Source organism: Deinococcus humi, assembly GCF_014201875.1.
GTDB lineage: Bacteria > Deinococcota > Deinococci > Deinococcales > Deinococcaceae > Deinococcus > Deinococcus humi.
The window spans coordinates 1-24,555 of record NZ_JACHFL010000008.1 but is presented as its reverse complement, the minus strand read 5'-3'; the positions used below and the strand labels follow the sequence as shown (position 1 = coordinate 24,555).

Here is a 24,555-nt window from a genome sequence, read left to right as displayed (position 1 = left end):
ATGCGTCCCGCCGACCTCACGCCTGCCGAGATCGCCGATCAGCTGGCCCGCATGTACGAGGCCGATCAGGGCGACTCAGATGACCTGCCCAGCATAGAGGAGCGCACCGCCCTGGCGGACTACCTGGGCTGCCACGAGGAGATCAGGGCAGAGGCCTGGGCTGTGTGGTCTGCCGAACTGAACCCAGCGGACTGGGACGCCACCCAATACTGGCTGGACGTGGAATTCATCGAGCCCTGCCCAGAGGGCCACCCTGTTTAGGACGCTGTCTGCCGTGCCACGACTTGATCAATCTCGAGTTGATCCACCAGCCAGTTCTGCGCCGGAAAGCGCTTCACCATGATCAGGAAGGCCGCAAGGAGAGCAAGGTCCAGAATGATCAGCAACAGGATCATGACACAGAGCATCCCAGAGAATTTCTGACAGAAACATTTCAATGAAGGGTTTCGTCCTGTCACATTGCTTTCAAAGATGTGAAGAAAACGTGAGACCTGCCTTAAGCCAGCGTGATTAGATGACTCATGCAATGGAAGAACGTGAGTCGGAAGGTGAGCAGCCACACCCGTCTGGTCACCACGGGCGTGGAAATTCACGCCATCACGGAGTGCATGATGACGTTCTACCTCAAAGGGACAAAGTGGGCCGACGAGCGCCACCACCCGTTCTTCACTGGCGTGGGCCCCACCGCCAAAATTGCTGAAGAAATGGCGTACATGGTGTATCTGCGCGCCCAGAACTGTACCCATCAATTCGAGCGGGGTGACGCAGTGACGCAGGTGTGCAGGGGGTGTGGTGTGATGCGACACGCCCGTACTCCCGTGTTTCCCTCTATACGGCCGGTGTGGCAGCGCTGGTTCAGGAGCGCGCGCCCCAGCGTCCGTACAGAGCGCCAAACCCCCTGGGAGCGCGCAGCACGGAGCGGAGCTGATTCGTCGGGCGCAACTCGGTGCGCCTGAACCCGCTGGACTGGGACGCCGCCCAATACTGGCTACTGGCTCGACGTGGAATTCATCGAGCCCTGCCGAGGAGGCCGCCCAGCTTAGGCCACCTTCCGCCGCTGCGGTGAAAAGTGTGTCGCCAGGCTGAGAAGGGCAATGCAAACAACCAGAAACACAGTCATCACCAGCAGCATGATCATGACAGGAAGCATTTCAGAACACCTCTGACAGAGCTATTTCGGAGGATGTCTCCTCGGCGCTACACCCGCCCGGAGCATCAGGTGCAGCAAAAACAGTGTCCTATCGGGTATGGGCACAACAGAGGAATGGGTTCATCTGGGCATCCCTCCTGGCTCTCATTGGCTCGACGTGGAGCGCATTGAGCCCTGCCCAGAGATGCGGCCCGCTTAAGCCACCGTCCGCCGTTCCGCGGGCTGCAGGTGTTGCCTCAAGAGCGCTGTCAGGGAGCCCGGCGTGTGCGTCTCCTCAGTCCGCAGGCGTAGCAACGGCAGCCCAGCGCTTCTGAACGCGGTGTCCTTAACCGCATCGCGGTACTGCTGCTTGCTGTTGTCATGGCTCTTGCCGTCCAGTTCAATCGCGGCCACGGGGCGGTGATCTGGCAGGGAAACAATCAGGAAATCAACGTGCTTGTCGCGCAGCCGGGCATACGTTGCCTGTCGTTGCTGAGGCGGGGCGGTGATCAGGAACAGGTCGTTCAGCCGCACATTCGGGAACACGCGGTAGCCGGGCGGGAGGGCCTGCTCCAGCATGTGGAAGAAGTGGCCTTCGCTGCGACTGAAGAAGAAACCTTTGACGACCACGTCCAGGTGGTCGGGGACCGCCGAAGTGGAACGGCCTCCCGGGGCAGCGCCTTGATCGTTGTGAGCTTGAACCTGACCGTTCTGGGCTGGAGCGCGCTTTATGATGATTAGGACGGCAGCGAGGAGCGCGACGACAAGAACGATCAGCAGCAGGAGCATGGCAAATAGCATGCTAGAAACCATCTGACAGGGCTCTCTCGATAAAGGTTTTCGTACTGTCGCCACCGCTGCTCAGAGCATCAGGTGTAATGCGCTCGTGCGTAACGCGTGCGTAAAAGGGGCTTGGATGGCCTCTCCCTCGTTCGGAAGTAAGAGGGGAGAGGTGGCCCGATAGAGAGCGTCTGAGATGAAAAAAAGCGATTTTCGTCCTTCCGGTTCTTGGCCCTTCCTATGGTGGTGAGTCCAACTTACAAGCGAGTGGTCGTAGGTTCAAATCCTATACCGCCCACCAATAAAAAGTCCCCTTTCACGAAGGGGCTTACTCTTTAACCCCTACGCACTGTCCGGCTCAGCGATGCTAGCCGCGGCCAGGACTGCGCGCTTCTTCAATCCCTCTTGGGCTTGGATGTAGATGTCGAGGGTGATAGGGGTGTCGCCATGGCCTATTGAAACGTGAGGTACTGATCTGGCGCGACTGCGCCGCCTATGGCCGCAGGCCCACGCGCTGCCTCATTTCCTGGCCACCTTCCCCGAGCGCTACCGTCCCTACACCCTGAAGGGGCTGAGCGAGACCGACACTCACGCTGCCCTGCGAGCTGTGCGGGCTGGGTTGACCGGCATCTATACCTGTTCGGCGCGGCTGGGGTAGGGAAGATCCACCTCGCCGTGACCGCCGCCCACTTGGCCGCGCAGGGCCGCACCGCCCGCTTCTGGGGCATGGCGTCGCTGTTCGCAGTCCTGCGCGACAGCTTCGCCCGGAACTGGGGCACTGGGCGTGCTAGTGCTGGACGACATCGATAAACTCAAGCCCACGCCGTACGTATACGAGATGTTCTATGTGTTAATAGAGGACCGCTGGGCGCGCGGGAAGGTCACAGTCTTCACCGCTCAGCTGGACGTCAGTGGTGCGGCGCGCGTGCTGACCCCTGAGAGCAACCTGCTGGCGGCGGATCCACTGGCGTCGCGGCTGGCAGGTGGGCACGCACTGAAGGGCGGATGGGGCGGGGCTGTGAGGGTTAAACACCCCACCCACTCGCGGGGGTGGTGGCGGTGACATTAGTTCGACAGGCTTACCACGGTGTGTGCCCCCACGCCAGGCGTCCCGTCCCACCGCAGAGGCCAGGCGTACTACCAGATCTCCTCCACCCGTACCCCCAGCGGCTTGCGGTACGGGGGACGGAAGGTAACCTCCGGCAGCTCGAGCAGCCAGTGAGTCTCTAGGGCGGCGAGGGCACGCAGCCGCACATCACGCCCCTGCTCATGAACCGCACCCTCGAATTCATCCTGCGTCAGTTTCGAGACGTCAAACGGCACGGTCACTCCCTTGGGGTGTAGCAGCGCCGTGTGTCCGTCATAGGACACGGCGCTTAAGCAGGGAATCTCAAGGATGCCGGCACGGGGAACGTCTTCGAGGTGATGGGGTAGACCGATGGTGTTATGCGGCCCAGGCTACGCGCAGGAGGTTTAAGTGGGTTCAAGGCCGGCACGTCGAGGCGGCGGCCTGATGCCAGCTCTCACCGAAGCCGAGACCGAGGCGCAGATCAGCAACATCTTGACCCGCCACCATTGGTATCTGGTCAAGACGGACGCCGCCCTGGTCGTTCGTGGCTGGGGCCGCCTTCCTTGCCATCAAATTCCCCAGGGCTTTCCGGACATGACCTAGCTGCTCGCCCTGCCCAGCACTTCGTTATGCCTGGCCGCGCTGATGGAGACCAAGACCCTGATCGGCAAGCTGCGCGACTCCCAGGCCGCCAAGCATGTTGAACTGAAAGACCTGTACGACATCCACGTCCTGTGCGAGCCGATGTAGGCGCTGGCGCTGGTGACCGAAGCGCAGCGGATCGTGGGTGTCCTGAAGGCGAGGCTGGCATGAGGAGGAACTGATGTCACGAAATGACACGCTCGTCGTCATTCATAACCACGAGCAAGCGCGGGACGGTACGACGTGGCTGCGGTGAAGTGGGGCCTACCTGTAAAGGCCGAGCACCACGTAACGCCCGGCCACAACGGTGGGCACCGTGTTGATCGGAGAGATGTAGTACCAGACGGCCTCAATCTCAGCCCCAAGCGTCTTCTGACTCGTGGATGTGGCCTCCATCACCCCGATCAGCCAGTCCACGTCGACCGCGATCAATCCTTGAATGGTCCACTCCTCCGCCCGCTCGCTGCGTGCCAGATCGAAGTCCTTGTCGGACAGGCTGGCAAAGTCGAACGGCACGGTTCGGCCCTCAGCGTGGAGCAGGGCCGTCTTGCCGTTGAACGACTGTGCTGCGTAGCAGGGCACGTCAATGACCCCAGCTCTGGGAAGAGTGGTGCTGGAAATGGAAGAGATCGCTGGGGTCATAGCCGCGAGATTACCGTCGCATCTTCAATGGGGATCCAAGCATGAACCAATCCCCAGTCTTGCCTGGGCGCCAACCGCAAGAACGCCCTCACGTCCGCTGAGGCTCTGGCCGCTGAACTGGCCGTACCGAAGGAGACCAAATGATGGCTGGACGTTTCAAGATGGCTGACCTGATTGCCGCTGCTCCTGCTGGGAAGGCCCAGGAAGCCCTGCAGCAGCCTGAGCCTCCCAATACCCCACCTCTCGAGCCAGCACCCGACCAGCTGCCGACACAGCGACGCCTTCCGCTTGGGGAATGTAGCAAGGCACCAGAACAGGCCCGTCAATGCGTTACCTACGCTGCCCCGTCTACATGTCAAAGAGCCGTTCTACCTCTACGAGCTGGGCCTGACCCACGAGTGCTTCGGCGATTGCCCAGCGTGGGGCGAGCTGCCAGCAATCACCCGGCGAAGTACTTCAGAACTCCGTTCATCCCCTGCAGTCAAAGCACTGTCGATAGGTCACCTCACCACCGTCAAGCCCCCGGTGGGGGTGCGGCAAATGCGTTCACGCCCCAGGTGCCCGGGTGCCAGACTTCCGGCGATGAAACGAATTCTGCTGCTCTGCACCGTTCCCCTCTTCCTAGCCGCTTGTGGCGGTCCCAGCACACCCACCACTGATGTCAACAAGCAGCAGACCGAACGGCTGTATGGAACCTGGAAGTTCAACTACACCATTGGCGGCGACAGCTTCTCGAACGTCTACGCCCTGACCAACTTGAACGCCTCCAAGACCCCGGGCGAGTACTACCTGGCCGGCACCGATGAGCAGAACAACGTTGTCGTGGCCGGGTACGACAGCAAGGACAAGAACTTCAACCTGCTCGACCGGGAAGCTGGCTTTGACCGGTTCTTCGTGTTTGACATGGCCAGTGAGACGTCCGCCAAGGGCTGCTACTACCAGATTAACATGACGAACAGCACCATCTCGGATTGTTACGAGATGACGGGCACCCGCACCAGCGCCGGCGTAGCCCTGTCCATCCCCAAGGCGGCAACGCAGGAGCGCGTGATGCCGTCGTCCGCCGCGAATGGTTCGGCAGTCCTGCACAAGTACCTGGACCTCAAGACGCTCGCCAACTGAAGGCTCGTCCTTTCACACCCTGCCCCGCGTTCAGCGGGGTTTCTCATTGCCTGGAGGTGGGGCCCCCGCCGCCCCCGCCGATGCCCGACTAGCCACCCGGTAGGAAGCTCGCGCAGAAGCGGGTCAAGAAGACACGCGCACTGGGTCCCCAAACTGAATGACCGGCAGCGTCTATAGAGGCGATGGAAAAGGCGGGCTACAGCGAGAGTTATGCCGACCGGGAAGCCAACCAGCCGCTAGACAAACCTCAGGTCCGGGCGTACTTGGCCTCTCGACGCGACGCCAGCACCACCGCCGCCGTGACCGATGGTACTGAAGTCCGCGCCTACCTGACCTCGGTACTGCGTGACGAGATCGGAGACGTAGCCACCAGCGGCAAGGATCTGGACTACATCAAACGCCCATGCCGGCGACCGAGCGCACCAAAGCCGCGCAGGAACTGGCCAAGCTCAACGGCCTGTACGCCCCGACGAAGGTGGTCGTCAAGGTCACTGAGTACAGCCGCGACTGGCTCAAGCAGGCGCTGGCGGTAATCGCCCGGTACGTCACCCCGGACGAGCTACGCCAGATCGCCCGCGAGATCTCCAAGTTCGACTATGACCGCGTTCCTTCCATACCTTCGAGTTGTCCTGGCCTGTGGTCATCAAGGGGAGGCTGCTTGGCACCATCTTCCGGCCCCTGCGCGGCTTCCTGTACGGCGTCATGGGCATTCCACCTCAAGCGGGCAGCGGCGACACGTTCGTGCTGACCGGGCGGGTGGACGCGGCTCTAGAGCGCGACGTAATGGTCACGCCTGAGAGCATTCGCACCATCCAGATCGGGGTGGACTGCGGACGCTTCGGAGACGAGGCGGGCAAGGTGTACGCCCTGCACCGCTGCGAGCTGAACCTGCGGGCCACCATCCAGGGTGGCGAAGTGAATGGCGTGACCGTCACGCGCCGCTGTCTGGTGGCTAGGCGGCAGGCCCTGCTGACCGATCACGCGAATGGCGCGACGGCCGCCACCGTCCACGCGGATGCTGGCGGCCGGTATGGCGGCGGAATCGTGGACGGGTTGAAAGAGGATCTAGGGCTGCGAAAGCTGTTCCCGGATGGCTTTGTGGTGCACGAGGTCAACAACGACAGTGAACCCAGTTCGGAAGGCGCGACAAGTTACGCCAACATCGTGACCCACTACGGGCCCGGTTGCTGGGCTTAAACCTGGAGCGGCAGCAAGCCGATAGGTCACACCCATACCCAGAAAGCCCCCCTCCCTGCGCTTCGGCGTGGGCGGGTGGGGTTTTTGTTTATTGATCACGGTGTGGCTTCGCATCAAAGCCACCCTCCACTCTATCGCTCCTCTACGTGCTCTCTGCCCACGTCACCTCTACGCCACGGCCCTTTTCGCATACTGGAATCATGAAGCGACTTTTTCTGGGTCTGGCCCTCCTGGGGCCGAGTCACACCTGGGCCGCCACGTCGCCCTTGACCGCCTTGACCCCACAGGACGTCTGCGTGACGGGACGGATCTCTATGTCTGCCCCTGAAGATGTGTCCAATCTTTTTTTGCTTGGTGCATCGGAAACCCTTGATGGGGTCTCGACCGAGTACCTCGACGACGTCCATTTCTACGGCCCGGCGTGCTCTGTTCAGAGTCAGCTCACCATGAGCCTTGATCCAGCCAAGAGGGGCATGGTGTATGTGGTCCAGCTTGAGCTGCTCCGCAGTCAGCAGGTTATCTGGTCGACCAAGACCACGGGCAAGGTGAAGAACCTGGAGGCCTTTGAAGGCATGATGTCCATTCCCATCACGGTGGTCTATGGAGCGTTGGTGCAGGCGTGGCAGGCCGCTCACGAAGTGGCCCCCCATTGAGCATGACGTTCATTCGTGATGTCAGCCCAGATCTGCGGTCTCCTGGCGAGCGTGCGGATCACCGGGCGCTGCCGACTGAAGCTCAAATCACAACCACCGCTCTCCTCACCCCATGTGTCCCGCTGACTTCACACCTGCCGAGCTCGCCCCGATCAGCTCCCATGCAGGTACAAAGTCGATCAGGGCCTCTGGGAGAGCCTGCCCAGCGCACTGACCTGGCTGAACGAAACAGCCAGAGCCACAGGAGCAACCGATGCCAATGACACCTTCGCCTTCCGGTGTAAGCCTCCACCTCCCGACCGATTGTTTGCCACCATGGCTGAACCAGCTCACCAGGGCGCATCACGGTGGGGCGGCTGCGGATGGCCCGTGCGCAGGAGAGGTAGCCCTGTGAAGACCGTGCTGATCACCGGGGGAACAGGCTCCTTGGGCCAGCAGGTCATTCCACACCTGCTGGCCCAAGGAGCCGCTGTCCAGGCCATCGCCCGCCGGCCGGGCCTTGAGGCGCCGCGCCTGACCTGGATTCCGGGCGACCTGCGTGACCCCTCTGCCGTCAAGCGGGCGCTTTCCGGAGCGGAGACCCTGCTGCACCTGGCCACCCAGCCCCTTCATGCCACCGCTGATCTGGACGTGGCGCAGGGCCTTCTCAAGGCCATTCGGGATAGTGAAATCCGGCATGTGGTCTACATGAGCATTACGGGGCTGGAGCGGATGCAGGGGGCGGCGTACTATCGGGAGAAGCTAGAGATCGAGCGGCGCATCGAGGACAGCGGTCTGCCCTTCACCATCCAGCGCTCGACCCAGTTTCACGAGTTCGTGGCCCAACTCGTGCAGCGAATGTCCTTTGGGCGCATTTCCCTGGTGCCCACGGGGGTGACGCTGCAACCCGTGGAGGCGAACGCCGTGGCGCGGCAACTGACACGTCTGACGCTGGAGCAACCCGCGCGCCGCGTCCAGGACCTTACTGGCCCTCAACCGTTCACGCTGGATCAGTTGGCCCGGTTCTGGCAGATTCATCAAGGTCACCGTCCCACAGTGCTGCGGCTGCCCCTTCCGGTGCCTTTGTTCCAGGCATGGCAACACAGGGCGGCTGTGGAGGACAGTGCGCTTCCAGTGGGCCTGGACTGGGTTTCCTGGCTGGCACTCCAGTCAGCCAGGGCAAGGGCGAGATGAAGTGCGGCAGGCTTTCCGGCTCACGCCAACTGTCCTCGCCGGGCGGCTGGACATCACAGCCGCCGGAGCTGGGGGCGCCCCGCGAGCTCCAGCCCGTGCAACCGGGGCAGCGCGCCCCCTTCCCGTCCCAGCAGGCAGCGGGTGAGCATGAAGGCGGCGTGATGCTGCGCGGTAGCGAATCGCTCAGCGCATCACCCGGCCCCGCGCTATGGTGAACGTTATGCCTGACGGCCTTCCTCACCACAGCAGCGTCGCCGAAGCGCCGGATTTGGCGGCCGCGCTGGAGGTCTTCACGGCGTTCACCGAACTCGCCGCCAGTGCAACCGACGTGCTCGCCCTGACCCGCAAGGCGTACGACGTGATGAACGCCCATTTCACCAAGTACGCCGCCGCTTACTTCGAGGTGCGCGGCGGCCTGTGGCAAGCGCTGACGTGGACGGGTGAGGTGACCGACGACCAGGTGAACAGGATTCGCTCGGGCCTGCCGCTTGACGTGCCCTCGTTCGCGCGGGCGATCGAAACGAAAGCACCGGTGTTCATCGACGGCTGGAACCCTGAGGGTGAGGGCATCGAGAACAGCCCGGTGTGCGTCTACCCGCTGGTCGTCCTGGGTGAAGTGCATGGCGTCTTCTCGGTCGGCCTGCACGACGGGCCCATCTGGCGGCCTCGCGACCGGGCCCTGATGCGCGCGCTGGGCCGCAGCCTCACCCTGGCCGTCGAGCGCACCGAGCAGGCGCGGCGGCTGCGCGAGGAACGCACGGCGCTCGAAGCGTTCGCGGTGTTCACGGAGCAGGTGGGCAGCGAAACGGACGTGCTGACCCTGGCCCGCGAAGCCGCCCGGGTGGTGCGCGACAACCTGACGCACGTTAGCGTCGTGTATTACGAGCGCGACGGCGACCTGTGGAAGGCCCGGGTGTGGACCGAGGACATCGATCCTGGCGTGACCGCGCAACTCGTTCGGGGTGTGCCGGTGGACGCGCCGAACCTTGCAGAAGCCGTCAAGCGCAGCGTCGCCGTGTTCGCCGACGGCTGGGACGCGGCTGCGGACGGCATGACCACCGCCCGGGGGTACGGGGCGGCGGCGTTCGTCCCGCTGTTCTCCGAAGGTGAGGCACGCGGCTTGCTCGGGGTGGGCACGCGGGACGCGCGCGCGTGGAGCGAACGGGAGAAGGTGGTCATCCACTCGGTCAGCCGGGCACTCGGCCTCGCGATCGACCGGGCGCACACCGCGCGGCAGCTCAAAGCGCAGAACCTGGAACTCGACGCGCGCACCCGCGCCCTGGAAGGCTTCGCCGCGCTGACGCACGAACTGGGCGTTCAGGCCGACGTATACGAACTGATCCGGCGCGCACAGGAGGTCGTGCTGTCGCTGCTGTCTGCTGGGTACGCGCTGTACTACGAACGTGAAGGTCAGCACTGGTGCAACCGCGTGCAGGTCGGTGACGTCCGCAACGCGGAGCTTCAGGCGTTCATCAACGCCGGTCCCCCGGTGGGCGCCACGCCCAGTGTGGATGTCCCGTGGACCACCCGGCAGGCGCTCTACCAAGACGAGTACGCGCGGGGCAGCGACACCCCGCAAGGGATGGTGGAGCACGTGAGTGCCGCGGCGTCCTTGCCGGTGATGCGCGCCGGTGATCCGGTCGGTGTGTTCATCGCGGTGCTGTTCGAGCACCGGGCGTGGTCCCGCGAGGACCGCGTGGTGCTGGAGACCGTGGTGCGCAGCCTTGGTTTCGCGCTGGAACGCGCAGAGCAGGCCCGACAGTTGACCGAGCAACGTGCGGAGGTGGAGGCACGCAACCGGGTCCTGTCCTCGTTCGAGGCATGGACGCGCGACCTCGCCGACGCTGCCGACGCCAACGAGCTGATCCGCCGGGCGCAGGCGCTGCTGTATGAACTGGTGCCCGTGCAGGCCACGGTGTACTACGAACGCGAAGGAGACCGCTGGTGGGTGCGTAGCATGCTGGGCGAGTACGGCAGTGACAGCCTGCGCCGGGCGCACGAGGCCGGCCTGCCGCACGAGTCGACCGGGAACCTGCGGGTGCCGTTCGAAACCGGTGAGGTCACGTACCTCGAACCGTACGACGTGAACGTGGACGGTTTGGGTGAAGCCATGGCACACGTACGCACGACGGCCATGCTGCCGCTGAGAAGTTCGGCAGGGATTCGCGGGATTTTCGGGCTGGCCCGCTTCGAGCAGGGCAGCTGGTCCCCCACCGAACGCAGCATTATCGAGGCGGTGGGCAACAGCCTGGAGCTGGCCCTCGACCGGGCGGACAAGGCCGCTGAACTCGCGCTCGAACGGAGCGCGCTCGCGGTGCACACCGCGGCCCTGACCGATGCGAACGAGGAGCTGGAGGCGTTCGCATACTCGGTCTCGCACGACCTGCGCACCCCCGTGCGTCACATCGTCAGTTTCAATGACTTGCTTCGGAAGCAACTGGGCACTGGATTGGATCCCAAAACCACGCGGTACCTGACGGTGATCAATGAGGCCGCGCAGCGGATGAACCTCCTGATCGACGCGATGCTCGACCTGTCCCGCACTTCGCGATTGCCGCTGCGGCTGGGGGTGGTGGATCTGGAAGCGCTGGTGCAGTCGGTGCGGCTGGAACTGGACGCGGACGCGGCGGGCCGTGACATCGGGTGGCGAGTCGCGGCCTTGCCACTGACGCAGGGCGATCACAATTTGCTGCGGCAAGTGCTGGTCAACCTGCTGGGGAACGCCGTAAAGTACACCCGCGGGCGTGAGCAGACGATCATTGAGGTGTGGGCGGAGGACCGGCCTCACGAAGTGGAGATCCTGGTGCGGGACAACGGCGCCGGCTTCGACCCCCGGTACGCGACCAGGCTGTTCGGGGTGTTTCAGCGGCTGCACCGCGCTGAGGATTTCGAGGGAACCGGCGTGGGCCTCGCCAACGTCCGGCGGATCGTGCAGCGGCACGGCGGCACGGTTTCGGCGCGCGGCGTGTCGGGTGAGGGTGCGACGTTCAGCTTCACGCTGCCGAAACCACCCTGACCAAGCTGCGCGGACGGGGGCTCAGCCTGCGACGACTGTTTGCCCTTGACGCCGCATTCTGCACTTTGTGACCTGCACTTTCTTCCGTGGGTCATACTGTCTGCCAATGAAGCCCTTTGTCCTGATCCACGGCGCGTGGGGTGGAGGCTGGTACTGGCGTGACGTTACCCGGGCCCTGCGCCAGGCCGGATTTCCCGTGCTGACTCCGACACTGACTGGCATGGGGGAACGGGCCCACCTTGGGCATGCAGGCGTCAACCTTGAAACCCACATCCAGGATATTGTCCACCACTTGTCTTACGAAGATTTATGGGAGGTCACCCTGGTGGGTCACAGCTACGCTGGCATGGTGATTACGGGTGTGGCAGACAGCGTGCCTGAGCGGCTGACCCGCCTGGTGTATCTCGACGCCGACCTGCCCGAACCTGGGGAATCGCGCTTCGATTTGCAGCCCGAGGAGCGCACCTGGTGGGAGGAACGCGCGCAGGAGGGCGATGGATGGCGGGTGAATCTGGACCTGCCCGAAGCGTTGTTGACCGACGCCATTCCCGATTCAACGGTGAGACGCTGGTATCTGGAGCGGTCGCAGGGGCAAGGGCAGCCCATTGGGACGCTGCGGCAGCCAGTCCGGGCGCTGAATCCGGCGGGCCGGGTCCTGCCGCGCACGTTTCTGGGCTGCAGGCAGGATGTGCTGGGGATGCGTTCAGGCCTGTACGGGCGGATGGCGCAACGCGCGCAGGCTGACCCCCAGGTGCAGTATCAGGAATTGGAAGCAAACCATTTCGCACCAGTCTCCGCACCCGCCCGTGTTGTGGAGGCACTGCTGAACCTACGCGGTCAGGTTGAGCAGTAACACCTGCCGTTCGTCCCGATCGCTCAAGTTGGTTCTGGCCCGTCTGGAAAAGACGTTTCAGCGGAGAATGCACGGGTCTGTGTGTCGCTCCAGCGGATATGGCAGGCGGCAACCAGGCATGTGCAGGCGGATAGGGCGGTGTAGGGATCGCGCCTCTTAAGTTCAGGGTAAAACTGGATAGCTCCTGAACTTGGACACAATCCCTCCTGGGCTACGCACCAGGCGTGCGTCTGCTTCAACGCCTGAAGCTGCTTGTGTTGGAGACGTTGAGGTTGGGCAGGATCACATCGGCCTGAATCCCGTAATAGAGGAGAGAAATGGCAAGGACACGCTCGTAAAGACAGGCCTCCAACCTACCGTGGGGGGATGTACCAGTTCCATCCGGCAAACGGCTGGAAACTGTTTCCTATGCCTCGCCCATCAGCGTTTCCAGTTGCGCCACATCTGTCTGACTGGTTTGCCTGTCCAGCGCCACCAGTCCTTCGCGTAGGACGATGATCCGCTGACCGAGCAGCATGGCTTCCTCCAGGTGGTGGGTGACAAACACAAAGGTCACCCCTGCCTGCCGCCAGATCTCCATGAGTTCTCTGGAGAGTTGTGCGCGGGTCTGTATGTCCAGCGCACTGAAAGGTTCATCCAGCAGCAGCAAGTCTGGCTGCACGGCCAGGGCACGGGCGAGACTGACGCGCTGCCGCTGGCCTCCGCTGAGTTCATGCACCCGGCGCGAGCTGTACCCATCCAGACTGACAAGCTTAAGGGCATCTTCTACACGCTTGGTCCGCTCCAGGCGGGACAACTTGCTCAGCCCGAAGGCCACGTTGCCCGCTACGGTCAGCCATGGAAAAAGCGCAGGTTCCTGCTGGACCAGGGTCAGTCGGGGGTGTGGGCCGGAAATCACGTCCCCGCCAACCATGATCTGGCCGCTCTGTGGCTGGAGGAATCCAGCCAACAGGTTCAGCAGCGTGCTCTTCCCGCTGCCCGACGGGCCGACGATGCTCAGGAATTCTCCGGACTTCACCTGAATGTCCAGCGACCCAATCCCGGCCCGGCCTTTATATCGGTATGTGACCCCGGCCAGGGTCAGGGATGTCCTGTCCAAGTGATGACTCATTCTCCCGCCTCCAGGCCGTAATCCCGCCGAACCCGGCTTTCCACGGTGCGAAGGAGAGCGTCGAAGAGCCCGCCAATGACGCCGATAATGATGATGGTCGCCAGGACCAACGCGACATTGGCCGTATTTCGCCCGATTTCCAGTTGTTCTCCCAGGCTTTTTGAGCCCGCGATCAGCAGTTCCGCGCCGACCAGTGCCCGCCACGCGAAGCTCCAGGCGGTCCTTAAGCCCGTCAGGACATTGGGCAGAACTGCCGGAAGCAGCACCCGGAGCAGCAGACTCAACCCGCTGGCCCCCAGGGTACGGCCGGCCACCCGCAGTGTGGGCGGGACATTCAGGAGCGCGCCCGAAACTGACAGCGCAATGGGAATAAATCCTTCCAGGATCACCACGAACAGCACCGCTCGTTCGTTGAGCCCAAAGAACAGGATGGCGAACGGAACGAAAGCAATGCTGGGGATGCTCTGGACGCCCGTGAGGTAGGCGCCCAGCGTGCTGCGAATGGGTGACCAGAGCCCCATCAATAGGCCTATACATGTGCCGAGCGCCACGGCCGCCAAGTACCCCGTCAGCACCCGCCTCAGGCTGCCTGCGATGGCGGCCAGGAGTTTCCCATCTTGTGGCCCGGTGCCCCACAGCCCATATGAAATTTCGGTCCACACCGCCCGCGCGCTGGGAAACACATACGGTGGATAGAGTTTCAAGCCGTCCGTCACCAGCCACCAGACGGCTAGGATGAGCACAAGCCCCAGCGCCTGCCAGGTGGCCGTGCGCCACCTGGCCCCGCTCCTGCGGGTGTCCACCCTTACCTCCTGATAAACGAGGAAAGGTCTGGAACGCTACGGGCGTACCCGGCTTCCACGTTCAGCGCCGCGTACTCTTTCAGGGCCTCCAAATCGAGGCTGGTGGTAAATCTGGTACGGGCGAAGGCCCGTTGCAGGACGCGAGGGTCGAGTTTCACGCCGGTCAATTTGAGCAGTTGATGGTTCACGGCAGCCTGCGCCGCCGCTGGACTCCTGGTGAGGAACGCCACCGCTTCGGTGTTGGCCTTCAGAAAACCCTCGACCAGCGCTGGATTTGCCTGGGCGAAGCGGGCGTTGACGATCATGATGGTGGTGGGGTATTTCCCACCGCGCCAGACGGTCTTCTCATCCCCGATCAAGACGTGCCCCTGGGCTTGCAGGGCCGCGCCCCACGGTTCGGGCACCAGGGTGGCGTCGGCGCGTTTGGCGGCGAACGCCGCGATGGTATCTGCAGGCGGGATGGGGACGATGGTGACTGTGCCGCCATCGGCCTTGGATTTCAGCCCCTGTTCCTTAAGGATGTGCCGCAGGCTGATATCCTGCGTGTTCCCGGCACTGGGTACCGCCACGACTTTCCCCGCCAGTTCCTTGTACGTTCGGATGCCGCTGTCCTTGCGGGCGATCAGCACTGCCCCTGCTTCGCTGGCTCCAGCGACGATTTGAATGGGCATTCCCCTGGTGGCGGCATTGATGGCCGGACCGGGCCCGATGTACGCAACGTCAATTTGACCGCCGGCGAAGGCTTCACTGAGGCTGGTGCCGGAGACGAATGCTTTGGCTTCGAGTTTGGCTGCTCCAACCGCCTTCTGGAAAAGGCCGCGTTCCAGGCCGATCAGGGCGGGCGCGTGCGTGAGATTGGGGAAAAAGCCCAGCCTGACGGTCTGGACGGGCTGGGCGTGAGCCGAGCTCAAGGTCAGGCCAAGGGCTAGGCTGATCAAGAGGGGAGATCGGCGTGCTTGTTGGGTCATAACGGCTCCTTGGAATCTGTGGACTGCTGCATGTTGACCGGCTTTGATAGACGAATGGATCAACCTCTAAAATGGTTGACCAACTTTATCAACTAATCCGAAGCGGTGGTAGGGGGCGCTCCTCAAAGAGAGGGTGAGCGGTGCTCCGGTGCGTCCCTCGCCTGATTCCGGTGCCTTGGGTGACCGGCCACTGCCCTGTCCTTCGCAACTGCAGGTGAGGGCATTTTTGCTTGGCTGATGTGTAGAAATCGCCGGACAATCCAGGCGATTTCGCACCCCTGAATGACCCCTACCCGGTTTTAGCCTCCCAAAACCGCCCAAAACCGCGCTGTGGCCGGGTTCCGTCCAACTGGCGACAGGGGAGGTGAGCAAGCGAAATGGGGCTTGGAGTACCTTACAAGCGAGTGGGCGTAGGTTCAAATCCTATATCACCCACCAACAAAAGACCCGTCCATCGCGTTTTTCCACTTTGACCAGAGGGTCTAAAGTGTCGTATCCGTAACTGCCCAATCCGCCCCGATCAATCGACTCAGATTCAAGGCCCACTTCTCCCGCTTACTGTGAACACAGTCCGGTATTGGTTCAGGGTGAAGCAGAGGAAGCATGCCGCAATCGTTTGCTGACCTCTTCCACCGGAATACCGTTATGCATGGCCAGCGAGGCGTTGGTCTGACACCCGCCACCCATAGATCGACAAACGCATCCTATTCATCGGAATGGCCCTTCCAGTCAGGGAGAACAGGTCAGGACCGCCGCATCATCAGATCGTAAGGTGGCGAATTGGAAGAACGACAGTTGTAATTGGTTGTGGAAAAGATCACACTAAAACATGTTGCTTAACTGGTCAGTCTGGAAGGTGCTTACGCCCCGGCCCCCCACGGTCCCTGCTGTGCCAGTGGCTGTTCCGCTGGTGGCGGAGAGATCACTTCCTCCAAGACGCCGTGAGCTCCAACGGCGTTCTACTACAGTGGATATGGATGACTTGCTCCGTGCGCTTGGCGCTGATCTATAGCTGTCCATCACTTGTGTAGATTCTGATGTCCGTCCTGCAGGGCGTCTTTTCTTTGATCTCAACGAGGTGAGCGCCCTACCATTGTGCGGGAGATCCTTGCCACCGCAATATTTCCAGAGCCTCAAATGCTGTGCAATATCACTGACGATTTGTTGAGCACACTAATGTAATGGTAATAAGCTTAATTGAAATGAAAGCGCGCAAACCAATTTGGAGCGCGCAAAGGCTGACAGAGTTCTGTGAAACCGTTGGCAAAGCTTGCGAACTATGCTTTCCAGAAACAAAAAAGAGGGCTCACAGGGCTTCTCGTCATCGCCCCCTTTCTCATGGCTCTATACCAACTCTGAATAGAAAGACGCTGGCAGAAAAGCTTGCTCTCCTCCTTACGCATAGAACTCCGGCAGCTTTTTCAGCCCTTCCCACTGTGCCTGGTCATGCCCAAAGATCACCATCGCGATCTGCTCGTGTTCCACCAGATCAAGCAGTTTGTTGGTGCTGACGCGCATTGCTTCGGCTTCCGGATTACGCCCGTCACCCTGGTGTTCGCGGGTGAACCCCTCGCCGAAGGGGACAGCATCTACTGTCAATAAGATCGTCCCCGTTTCGGGCAGCCGCAGCAGCACCGATTGATGTCCCGGTACATGCCCGCTCGTCTCGATCAATTCCAGTCCGGACAGCAGTTCCGTATCTCCGTTCACCAGCCGAATGCGCTCGATGGGTTGATCCCATTGGGGGCGGGTGGCCGCGAAGCGTGGGTTGGTTGCCGCGTCTATGTGATGCTCCCGCTGAACGACATATTGCGCCCTGGTAAAAGCTCCGTGTCGCCCGGCGTGGTCAATGTCGTAATGCGTCGAAATGACGGTATGGATATCCTCCGAGTGTAGGCCAATGCTTGCCAACTGTTCGAGCACGTCCCTGCCATTCTCGAACTCTGATGCTTCTTCTGGCAGGGTCTCCGGGAGGCCGCTGTCAATCAGGATATTTCTGCCGTCATCGGTCTGTATCAGGGCGCAAACAATCGGAATCTGGTAGTCCGGCATGGACCCAACCTGCATCAGATAGAGACGCTTCATGGCGGTCTGGCTCATCGCTTCCTCCCTGAAAGTGAAACTCTGTTCATAACCATAGTGCGCCGAGCAAGTAGGGACGCACGAAGGACATGGTCAGTTCGACAATATGCCTTCTCCACTGTTACCTGGCGGCGTAGTCGCCATTCAGCCCACACTGGGTAACTGACGGCAACCATTCGATGGCTGAACTCCGACCGGGTTGCCGGGCCGGAAGTTAGCAACGCTACTGAGCGTAGGGTGGTAACGAAACGTGAGAGCATTTACACGCCCTATTTAGAGGCCACGTTCGATCATCCGAATCAATTGAAGCTCCAGAGCGCGCACCGCCTTGTGAGACATAGCGCGCGACGGGCCATCAATCAACAAGGTCGCCAGGCCATGCACCGCCGACTACGCCAGGGATTCCGCAGGAGGCCGGCGCTTTTCGGGCAACACTCCTGAACTGACCAGTTCATCAAGTGTCTGGCCAAGAAGTTGAAAGGGGGTCAGGGCGCTGGCGCCTCGTCTGGCTTGACTCAAGGCCCCGTCCGGGTTGCCAGACAGGCTAAATGCGACGCGAAACACGCCGGGTTCAGTCTGGGCACAAGGTAGGTAACCCAGACCGACTGCCCTGAAGCGGGCTCAGGCATGGGCGACTGATCCGCAGTGACCTCTAGCTGCGCCAGTTGCGCCTCAATGTTGAGGGCTACCTCCGCCTGGGCAGCCGCACAGACGGTGGCCAGTAGCGCAGCCCGGTCTTCGAAGTGCCGGTACGCCGCGTTTGGCGCCACCCCAGCCCGCCGTGTCACCTCCCGCAGACTCAGGGCGTCCAGCCCGCCACCGCGCACCAGATCCAGGCCAACGCCGACCAGTGCATTGCGCAGGTCACCATGGCGATAGGTCTAGGGTTCATCGTATTGGAGTGAAATTACGATACAGGGATATCGCCTCTTTATATTCTGCCGACAGCATAGTAATGTGTACGGCGTCCACATAGATGTACAGAGCTCGGAAAGGAGTGTACCCCGAAGAATGAGACACCCGCTGCCGATGCTCCTTCTGCGACGCCGCGCTGGGACCATATGTCCCACCGCGTCCCAGTTTATACTGTGGGCCATTCTCGATCGTCCGTCCCAAAGTGCATGCGGGGATCACCCACGCCAGCAACGGTTGGCCCACCAGCGCCTCGCGATTGGAGTGCTGCCGGAGCATGCCCTGGCGAGAGGCTGCGCCCGATCTCCACCCCATCAGGCGCCCCGACAAAGGGCAACGAAACTGCTATGGACGAAGGTCTCCGACTGATTTCACTGTTGACAGCTGGAGAACATCCATGATCAAGACCAACGCGGCTCGGTCGACGATCGTCGACCGAGCCGCGTGGACCCAGGCAAGGCACTTCTGCCTATGGAAAAAATTGCAACGCGCTTGCGTGGCGTGGTGGCTGCCGAACGTCGGCGCCTGCCGATGACACCGGTCGAAAATGACACGTTCATGGGCGATAGCGGCCCTGTAAAGCTCATTGACCTGTTTGCCGGGCGCTCGCAACTGATCGTGCACCACTTCATGTTCAGTCCGGCCTGGGATCAGGGCTGCCCATGTTGCTCGGACGCCGCCGACAATGCCATTCTCCATCTGGCACACCTCAGACCCGATGACATCAGCTTCGTGCGTATCTCCCGCGCGCCTATTGAGAAACTTCAGGCCTACTCCACGCGTATGGGCTGGACTGTCCCGTGGGTGTCCACTCATGATACGACGTACAACTAGGACTGGGGCTGGACAGATTCGGAAGGTGGTGAGGTTTCTGGCTTCAGCGTCTATCTATAGGTCAACGGCGTCCCCTATCTGACCTATGAAACGCGTGGATGCGGCATTGCATCCCTGTCGAGCATCGCAGGTCACCTTGATCTCCCACCCTACGGCTGGCAGGAAGCGTGGCGGGACGTGCCGACTGGCTGGCCCCAGGGCAACATGTTCACAAAGATCAAACGGCATGATGAATACCAGAGCGTCACTCCACTGGGCGCGAGTTGTTGCCAGGGGCCAATTAGGAATTCTGGATAACAGCGTCTTTTATGTCCCAGCGCTCATGATGAGGCTGTCGATAGTGGTGAGGCGATGGGGAGTGAAAGGAGCAAGCATGCGCAAGATCATCGTGACCGAATTCCTGACCCTCGACGGGGTCTACGAAGAAGCTACTCCCTGGCGCGCGGGCTACAACGCCAACGATGGCTCGTTCAAGCGCGACGAGCTCTTCGAGAGCGGCGCCCTGCTGCTGGGTCGGGTGACCTACGAGGGCTTCGCCCGGTACTGGCCGACTGCCTCGGGTACCGGGGAGTTCGGCGAACGGATGAACAGTTTGCCCAAGTTCGTCGCCACCACCACCCTCACGTCCCTCGAATGGAACGCCACGGCGCTCGAAGGTGATGTGGTGACGGCGGTGGAAGCGCTGAAGGGGCAGGAGGGTGGGCCCCTCCTAGTTTACGGTAGCGGCACCTTCGTCCAGACGCTCCTGCGGCACGAGCTCGTGGACGAACTGCGCCTGATGGTGTTCCCACTCGTTCTTGGAAGTGGCAAGCGCCTGTTCTCCGGCGGAGATAGGCTTCCGATGACTCTCGTCTCGACACGGGAGCTAGGCTCAGGCATCCTCCTGCTAACCTACGCGCCCGATACTGCCGCTCTACACCAGGGCACACCAGTTCCAGGATGATCGCCGTCCTCCGTATGCCCTGACGCTATGTTGAGGCTCCAAAAGCTGATAAAGGGGCAAGCCGCTCCAATGGGGAAACTGCTGTCCAATGACTGACCCGTGTGTAGGCTCGTCTAACCCCTCTTACTTGGGAACCCTACAGACTCTTGCACGGCCTCTAGTCGTCCGAAGCTCGCATCTCCACCTGCTGTCCGCTTAAACGTTCGGTGCCCTGGGCCAGCGCCTGGATCGTTGCCGTGCGCTCTCCAACTTTCCGAATCTTGTTGTAGAACGCTTCGGCGCCCACTAGATCCCCGCGCTGTTCGCACAGTTCGCCCAGGCGCTTCATCAGGATCAGGCTTTCCTCCAGCACCCGCAGTGTCTCATACGCCTTGTTCTCCAGCTCCAGCGTGATCTCCGACAGCAGGCTGCTCCCGCTGTAGCCGTGTCCGGTGTGGCACCTGAAGCGCAATATTCCGGCCTCCTTGAACTGCACCAATGCACCGTGGCACTCCGGGCAGGTCAGCAGCGACGGTGCCCCGAGCTCTGTGACGCCAAGCTGAAGTGCGTTCTCGCCCCGGGCGATGCCCACTTCGATCTCCAACCGCTGGTTCTCTCGCTCATCCATCCTGTTCTGTCCTCCGGGCATCTCGCGCACCAGTGCCGTGAGCAGGGGAGCCATATCCTGCGCGGCGACGACGTAGTCCACCTCTACCTCTTGGAGGGCGTTCAGGGGCATGGCATTGAATTCAGCGTCCTGGGGCGACTGAACCACTGCCTGTCCGCCACGACGCTTGATGGCATACAGGCCAGAGACGCCGTCGTCCAGCATGCCTGACAGCACCACCCCAATGACTGACGGGCCATACAGGTAGGCCGCAGAACGGAAGAGCGCGTTGATGGAGGGACGTGCGTGATTCTCCTTGGGGCCTTTGGTTAAGGCGACATGGTCATCCTCCACGATCAGGTGGTGATCTGGTGGAGCGACATAGACCTGACCCGGCTGCATGGACTCTCCGTCCAGGGGATGACGGACGGGGAGTGGACCGACTCCGTCGAGGATGTCAGGAAGCAGGCTGGGAAAGTCACGCGCGACGTGAAGGACGATGAGGACGGCGGCTGGGAAATCGCGGGGCAGTCGACTCAACAGCGTCTTGAGCACCGGAATGCCACCCGCAGAGGCTCCCACCACGACAAGTGGCAGTTGAGGCATGAGGACTCAGTATTACGTGGCGATTCCGGACGGGGAAGCGAAGATCTTCCCTTTCGCAATTTTTAGGGGAAGGAACCTGCAACGCGACATCCAGGCTACAGCCGGGCACAGCACTAACGCTGGGTGCCCGTGAATCCACCCGAGGGGAGGGAAGCACTCTTCCACTCCACACTCTTGCAGGCGACAGAGGGATCTGAAAGCTAAACCAGTCTTTGACGGGAATTTGTTGGACGATCAAACGGCCATCAAGTGGTAGGAGCGCCGCTAAAGTGAGCTCCGAAGGCCAGTGGAAACGGGCGATGACTCAGGACTGCTAACCCCAGTGAATTGGATTTCCTAATTCGCTTGCGCTTGAACCCATGCTGCTCCGGTTGATGGGCGAGTTGCGCGTTTCCTCCCGGACGGCGACATTGACGAGGACCAAATAGCTCAAGACCATCAGCGTCACGTGTCAGATAGCTGTCAGAAATGAGACCTTACGCTTCTCGAAGTCAGAGCAGATTTTTGCGTTGGCGTGCAATGCCTAAACTCGTGGGCCTGCCCCTTTAATTCACCGGTCACCTGGGGCTCCATGAGCCATTAACAAGACCGCCAGAGGAGACAATATGATCCGGTTCCAGAAAATCACCCTGCTGTGGCTCGGCCTGCCCCTGCTGGCCGGTTGTGGCAGCGTTGTCGGCGCCTTCGTTCCCCCACAGACCATCAATAATCTGGCCAACATGAACGGCGCGGTTCTCACCAGCTCCAGCGCTCTGAAGATTCAGACTGTCGTTGGGACTGTCCAGTACGACACCAGCGCGTCCCTGCCACCCAAGTCGTTCCCTGATTTCGAGTACCCCTCGGACGTCCCCTTCGGGATGCGTCCTCACGCGGCCAGTGTGAAAGTGAGCTTCACGGATGCCACGGTGTCCGGACCTTGCCTGGCTCCGGACACCTTTAACCTCACCATCGACGCCTTCAGCATCGCCCTGTGGGACTCGTCCGCCAAAGCCAGTGCGGTGACCATGAAGAGTTCACCCAAGCTCACCGTTCACGCCACCAAAACACAAACAGGCATCACCGGCACGAGCTATCAGCTCACCAGCAACATCGTTGTGGCCAATGCGGACCAGGCCACCACCGACAAGGCCATCAACATCCTCACCACTGGGGGCCCGAACGACACGAGCGCCAGCGCACAGATCAGCGCCGATAACGATGCCCTGGCTGGCTGTCGCCTCTCCTTCACCCTGGGCAATGCCAGCGTCACCCTGAGCGACTTTCACTAATTGAATCTGTGCTTAGTGCGGGATTAGGGCCCGCTGAATAACGCCGTACAGCACAGGCAAGAATCGGGATAAGATGGAAGATCGCTCGGGGAATTCTCTGAGCGATCTTTCTGTGTATTACGCGTAGCAAACCTAGTCCAGGTAAGGCTTCTGGTAGCGCCAGCTCTGCTGCAGAAGAGCTTCACCAGCTTCCAGGGTTGCGATGGTAATCAGAAATTCAGCTCGGGAACACGGTGGCAGGGTGACCCCATTCAGTAGAGCACCCGCTTGGCGCGATCTTTTCGTTTCCATCACCATTGATGTGTGCAACACCGCAGCCCGGCGTCTGTCAGAAGGATTGAGTCGGGAGATAGCGCCTGGGATTGGTGGATACCGCCAGTGAGGCCACCTGCACGGCGAACTCGGTGGCAGCCTTGATTTCTCTTCCGCAGCTGAGGGCGTGCAGGTAAGCGGCGTTCCAGATATCCCCTGCACCCACGGTGTCGCTGATCTTGACCGTTGGGGCTGCGTGTGTATTGGCCTGCCCGGCATGCCGGAGCAGAACACCGTCGGCCCCGCACTTGATCACCACGGTGCCCTCCGGATGCAGGTGGGCGGCCAGGCAGGCGGCGGCGCGCTGCAGATCGGTCTCAAGGGTGAGTGCGCGCGCCTCCAGGTCGTTGATCAGCAGGTGACGCGTCTGCGGCAGCCAGCCCATGACCTCCTGCCGCAGTGGGATGGTGTACCCCCCGTCGGGCCAGCCCATGTCGAGGGCCACCTGCGTTCCACGGTGCTCGAAATACGTCAACACTTCAGGATACTGGCGGCGCAGGGCCGGGGTAAGGAAAGCTCCGGCCAGCAGGGCGAATCTGCTGGCCGGAATGTGAGGACTCAGGTCCTCCCACTCCAGGGTCGCCAGATGCCCCAGATGGGTCAGAAAGGTGCGTTCGCCGTCCGAGTGATTCACGGCAACCGTAACCGAAGTTGGCCCGGCGTGGGGCAGCCACGTGACCTGTTCAGCAGCAAGCTGTTGCTGCAGCCATTCTCCAGCCAGATCATGGCCAATGGTGCTGACCACGGCACAGTCTGTACCGAGTGCCATGCTTGCAACGGCGGCGTTTCCAGCATTTCCGCCGACGCGCCACTGCATCTCATTGACCAGGGCCTCGGTACCCCGTTCGGGCCAGTCGCCAAGGGGACCGATGATCAGGTCCACGTTGACGTTGCCCAGGATAGTCAGGTCGCGGGACGTCACGCAGACTGCTCCTGCAGGGTGGGAGGACTAAATTCGACGTCCAGGCCCGCGAAGAGATCGTCCATGGGGTACTGGAGCACGGGTGAGCGAATTCCACCCAGGCTGAAAGTTTCGGTGGCCATCAATGGGGACAGTTGCTCGTTGCTCAGGGTGCCCAGAGTGCTGAGTGGGCCGGTCTGAGTGCGGTGAGAGAACAGCGCGGCCCGTTTCCGTGCCGCGTGGACGCGGATATCGATACGAGCAGCAATGGTGCTGTCGCAGACTGCGTAGGTTTCCGGATCCAATCCTTTTAGCACGCCTAGAGAGCGTCCGCTCTGGAGGCGCAGCATCTCCTCGCGGCTCTGGACGGTATAGAAGAGCCGCTGAACGCGCACCTGCCGGAAGCCGCTGCTGGCATATGCGGCGGTGGCGGCACGGTGGGCAGTCAGGTGGTCTGGATGCCCATAGATGCCATGTGGATCGAAAGTCACCATAATCTGGGGACGGGTGGTCTCGATCACCTCCAGAATCTGGCGTTCCATCTGTCCGGGGTCAGCATTGATGGTCGCCAGAGGATCGTCGCGGCGCAGCCGGTCACCCCGCCCACTGTCATGGTAATCGAGGAAAATCGGTGGATGGATGCCCAGTGCGGCGCAGGCGTTCCTGAGTTCCTGTTCACGCTGGGTGGGCATGTCAATGTCCCCCAGCTCAGGATCTGTGTTGCGACCAGCCTCGCCGCGCGTCAGGCAGATCAGATGAACCTGCGCTCCCCGAGCGGCGTACAGGGCCAGGGTTCCGCCGCAGCGCAGTGCCTCGTCGTCCGGATGGGCGAAAACGGCGAGCAGGGCAGCAGGGGAGCTCATCCTTTCATTCCGGTGAGGACGATGCCCTCGATGATCTGTTTCTGGAAGATGGCGAAGACGATCAGCACTGGAATCACCGCCAGGCTGCTG

26 protein-coding genes and 1 pseudogene are annotated in these 24,555 nt (G+C 61.7%); 14 read left to right on the top strand and 13 right to left on the bottom strand.

All coding sequences use genetic code 11. The features are described 5' to 3' along the window. The gene (locus tag HNQ08_RS14910; protein ID WP_184133704.1) at positions 1-261 is read left to right on the top strand and encodes a hypothetical protein; all 261 of its coding nucleotides are present in this window, start codon (positions 1-3) and stop codon (positions 259-261) included. Here HNQ08_RS14910 and HNQ08_RS14905 read toward each other — a convergent pair. From HNQ08_RS14905 to HNQ08_RS14895, 3 genes are all read right to left on the bottom strand, one after another. Further along, positions 258-806, bottom strand: coding sequence for a hypothetical protein (locus HNQ08_RS14905; protein WP_184133702.1), 549 nt, complete (start codon positions 804-806; stop codon positions 258-260). The two genes, HNQ08_RS14910 and HNQ08_RS14905, sit on opposite strands and share 4 nt — an antisense overlap. Before the next feature lie 539 nt (positions 807-1,345). Further along, a complete protein-coding gene (locus HNQ08_RS14900) occupies positions 1,346-1,918 on the bottom strand; it encodes a DUF2726 domain-containing protein (protein WP_184133700.1) in 573 nt (190 codons plus the stop codon). A gap of 621 nt (positions 1,919-2,539) precedes the next feature. After that, the gene (locus HNQ08_RS14895) at positions 2,540-2,713 is read right to left on the bottom strand and encodes a hypothetical protein (protein WP_184133697.1); all 174 of its coding nucleotides are present in this window, start codon (positions 2,711-2,713) and stop codon (positions 2,540-2,542) included. On the opposite strand from HNQ08_RS14895, the gene HNQ08_RS14890 reads away from it, so the two are divergent. After that, positions 2,694-2,972, top strand: coding sequence for a hypothetical protein (locus tag HNQ08_RS14890; protein ID WP_184133695.1), 279 nt, complete (start codon positions 2,694-2,696; stop codon positions 2,970-2,972). The two genes, HNQ08_RS14895 and HNQ08_RS14890, sit on opposite strands and share 20 nt — an antisense overlap. A gap of 74 nt (positions 2,973-3,046) precedes the next feature. Here HNQ08_RS14890 and HNQ08_RS14885 read toward each other — a convergent pair whose 3' ends face one another. Then, entirely contained in the window at positions 3,047-3,280 is a 234-nt protein-coding gene (locus tag HNQ08_RS14885) for a hypothetical protein (RefSeq protein WP_184133693.1), read from the bottom strand. Positions 3,281-3,422: 142 nt separating this feature from the next. Here HNQ08_RS14885 and HNQ08_RS14880 point away from each other — a divergent pair, with 142 nt between their 5' ends. Beyond that, positions 3,423-3,581, top strand: coding sequence for a hypothetical protein (locus HNQ08_RS14880; RefSeq protein ID WP_184133691.1), 159 nt, complete (start codon positions 3,423-3,425; stop codon positions 3,579-3,581). Between the two features lie 303 nt (positions 3,582-3,884). Here the strand turns inward: HNQ08_RS14880 and HNQ08_RS14875 are convergent, their stop codons facing one another. Next, on the bottom strand, positions 3,885-4,262 hold the full coding sequence (locus HNQ08_RS14875) for a hypothetical protein (protein WP_184133689.1): 378 nt from the start codon (positions 4,260-4,262) through the stop codon (positions 3,885-3,887). Positions 4,263-4,844: 582 nt separating this feature from the next. Here HNQ08_RS14875 and HNQ08_RS14870 point away from each other — a divergent pair. The 8 genes and pseudogenes from HNQ08_RS14870 (at position 4,845) to HNQ08_RS14840 (ending at position 12,276) form a co-directional block, all read left to right on the top strand. After that, entirely contained in the window at positions 4,845-5,384 is a 540-nt protein-coding gene (locus HNQ08_RS14870; protein ID WP_184133687.1) for a putative periplasmic lipoprotein, read from the top strand. A 182-nt stretch (positions 5,385-5,566) separates the two neighbouring features. After that, positions 5,567-5,746 (top strand): annotated as a pseudogene (locus HNQ08_RS28270) (terminase small subunit); the annotation flags it as partial. 41 nt (positions 5,747-5,787) lie between these two features. Then, positions 5,788-6,132: a hypothetical protein gene (locus HNQ08_RS27460; protein WP_229790077.1), complete on the top strand. Its 345-nt coding sequence runs from the start codon at positions 5,788-5,790 to the stop codon at positions 6,130-6,132. Continuing rightward, positions 6,087-6,581 carry a hypothetical protein gene (locus tag HNQ08_RS14860; RefSeq protein ID WP_229790078.1) on the top strand — a complete coding sequence of 165 codons (495 nt, stop codon included), beginning with the start codon at positions 6,087-6,089 and terminating at the stop codon, positions 6,579-6,581. Before HNQ08_RS27460 ends, HNQ08_RS14860 begins: the two co-directional genes overlap by 46 nt. Positions 6,582-6,781: 200 nt before the next feature. Next, a complete protein-coding gene (locus tag HNQ08_RS14855) occupies positions 6,782-7,234 on the top strand; it encodes a hypothetical protein (protein ID WP_184133681.1) in 453 nt (150 codons plus the stop codon). A gap of 390 nt (positions 7,235-7,624) precedes the next feature. Continuing rightward, complete coding sequence (locus HNQ08_RS14850; protein ID WP_184133678.1) at positions 7,625-8,407, top strand: SDR family oxidoreductase; 783 nt, start codon at positions 7,625-7,627, stop codon at positions 8,405-8,407. 220 nt (positions 8,408-8,627) lie between these two features. After that, complete coding sequence (locus HNQ08_RS14845; RefSeq protein WP_229790079.1) at positions 8,628-11,423, top strand: GAF domain-containing sensor histidine kinase; 2,796 nt, start codon at positions 8,628-8,630, stop codon at positions 11,421-11,423. A gap of 106 nt (positions 11,424-11,529) precedes the next feature. After that, a complete protein-coding gene (locus HNQ08_RS14840) occupies positions 11,530-12,276 on the top strand; it encodes an alpha/beta fold hydrolase (RefSeq protein WP_184133676.1) in 747 nt (248 codons plus the stop codon). A gap of 406 nt (positions 12,277-12,682) precedes the next feature. Here HNQ08_RS14840 and HNQ08_RS14835 read toward each other — a convergent pair whose 3' ends face one another. From HNQ08_RS14835 to HNQ08_RS28265, 5 genes are all read right to left on the bottom strand, one after another. After that, on the bottom strand, positions 12,683-13,387 hold the full coding sequence (locus HNQ08_RS14835) for an ABC transporter ATP-binding protein (protein ID WP_184133673.1): 705 nt from the start codon (positions 13,385-13,387) through the stop codon (positions 12,683-12,685). Continuing rightward, positions 13,384-14,190 carry an ABC transporter permease gene (locus HNQ08_RS14830; RefSeq protein WP_184133671.1) on the bottom strand — a complete coding sequence of 269 codons (807 nt, stop codon included), beginning with the start codon at positions 14,188-14,190 and terminating at the stop codon, positions 13,384-13,386. The genes HNQ08_RS14835 and HNQ08_RS14830 overlap by 4 nt, the downstream gene beginning before the upstream one ends. 2 nt (positions 14,191-14,192) lie before the next feature. Then, complete coding sequence (locus HNQ08_RS14825; RefSeq protein WP_184133669.1) at positions 14,193-15,158, bottom strand: ABC transporter substrate-binding protein; 966 nt, start codon at positions 15,156-15,158, stop codon at positions 14,193-14,195. 1,395 nt (positions 15,159-16,553) lie between these two features. Continuing rightward, positions 16,554-17,258, bottom strand: a complete 705-nt coding sequence (locus HNQ08_RS14820) for an N-acyl homoserine lactonase family protein (RefSeq protein WP_184133667.1) — start codon at positions 17,256-17,258, stop codon at positions 16,554-16,556. A gap of 497 nt (positions 17,259-17,755) precedes the next feature. Further along, positions 17,756-18,028 carry a hypothetical protein gene (locus tag HNQ08_RS28265; protein ID WP_425321354.1) on the bottom strand — a complete coding sequence of 91 codons (273 nt, stop codon included), beginning with the start codon at positions 18,026-18,028 and terminating at the stop codon, positions 17,756-17,758. Between the two features lie 568 nt (positions 18,029-18,596). Here HNQ08_RS28265 and HNQ08_RS14810 point away from each other — a divergent pair. Together HNQ08_RS14810 and HNQ08_RS14805 are read left to right on the top strand one after the other, a co-directional pair. Continuing rightward, positions 18,597-18,986 (top strand): DUF899 family protein, encoded by a 390-nt coding sequence (locus HNQ08_RS14810; protein ID WP_268240018.1) that lies wholly within the window; start codon positions 18,597-18,599, stop codon positions 18,984-18,986. A gap of 373 nt (positions 18,987-19,359) precedes the next feature. Further along, a complete protein-coding gene (locus tag HNQ08_RS14805) occupies positions 19,360-19,929 on the top strand; it encodes a dihydrofolate reductase family protein (RefSeq protein WP_184133662.1) in 570 nt (189 codons plus the stop codon). A 157-nt stretch (positions 19,930-20,086) separates the two neighbouring features. On the opposite strand, the gene HNQ08_RS14800 is transcribed toward HNQ08_RS14805, so the two are convergent. Then, positions 20,087-21,121, bottom strand: a complete 1,035-nt coding sequence (locus tag HNQ08_RS14800) for a chemotaxis protein CheB (RefSeq protein WP_184133660.1) — start codon at positions 21,119-21,121, stop codon at positions 20,087-20,089. A 605-nt stretch (positions 21,122-21,726) separates the two neighbouring features. On the opposite strand from HNQ08_RS14800, the gene HNQ08_RS14795 reads away from it, so the two are divergent. After that, positions 21,727-22,389 (top strand): hypothetical protein, encoded by a 663-nt coding sequence (locus HNQ08_RS14795; protein WP_184133658.1) that lies wholly within the window; start codon positions 21,727-21,729, stop codon positions 22,387-22,389. Between the two features lie 328 nt (positions 22,390-22,717). On the opposite strand, the gene HNQ08_RS14790 is transcribed toward HNQ08_RS14795, so the two are convergent. Both HNQ08_RS14790 and HNQ08_RS14785 read right to left on the bottom strand, forming a co-directional pair. After that, a complete protein-coding gene (locus tag HNQ08_RS14790) occupies positions 22,718-23,623 on the bottom strand; it encodes a carbohydrate kinase family protein (protein ID WP_184133656.1) in 906 nt (301 codons plus the stop codon). After that, a complete protein-coding gene (locus tag HNQ08_RS14785) occupies positions 23,620-24,465 on the bottom strand; it encodes a PIG-L family deacetylase (RefSeq protein WP_184133654.1) in 846 nt (281 codons plus the stop codon). Before HNQ08_RS14785 ends, HNQ08_RS14790 begins: the two co-directional genes overlap by 4 nt. Between the last annotated feature and the right edge of the window lie 90 nt (positions 24,466-24,555).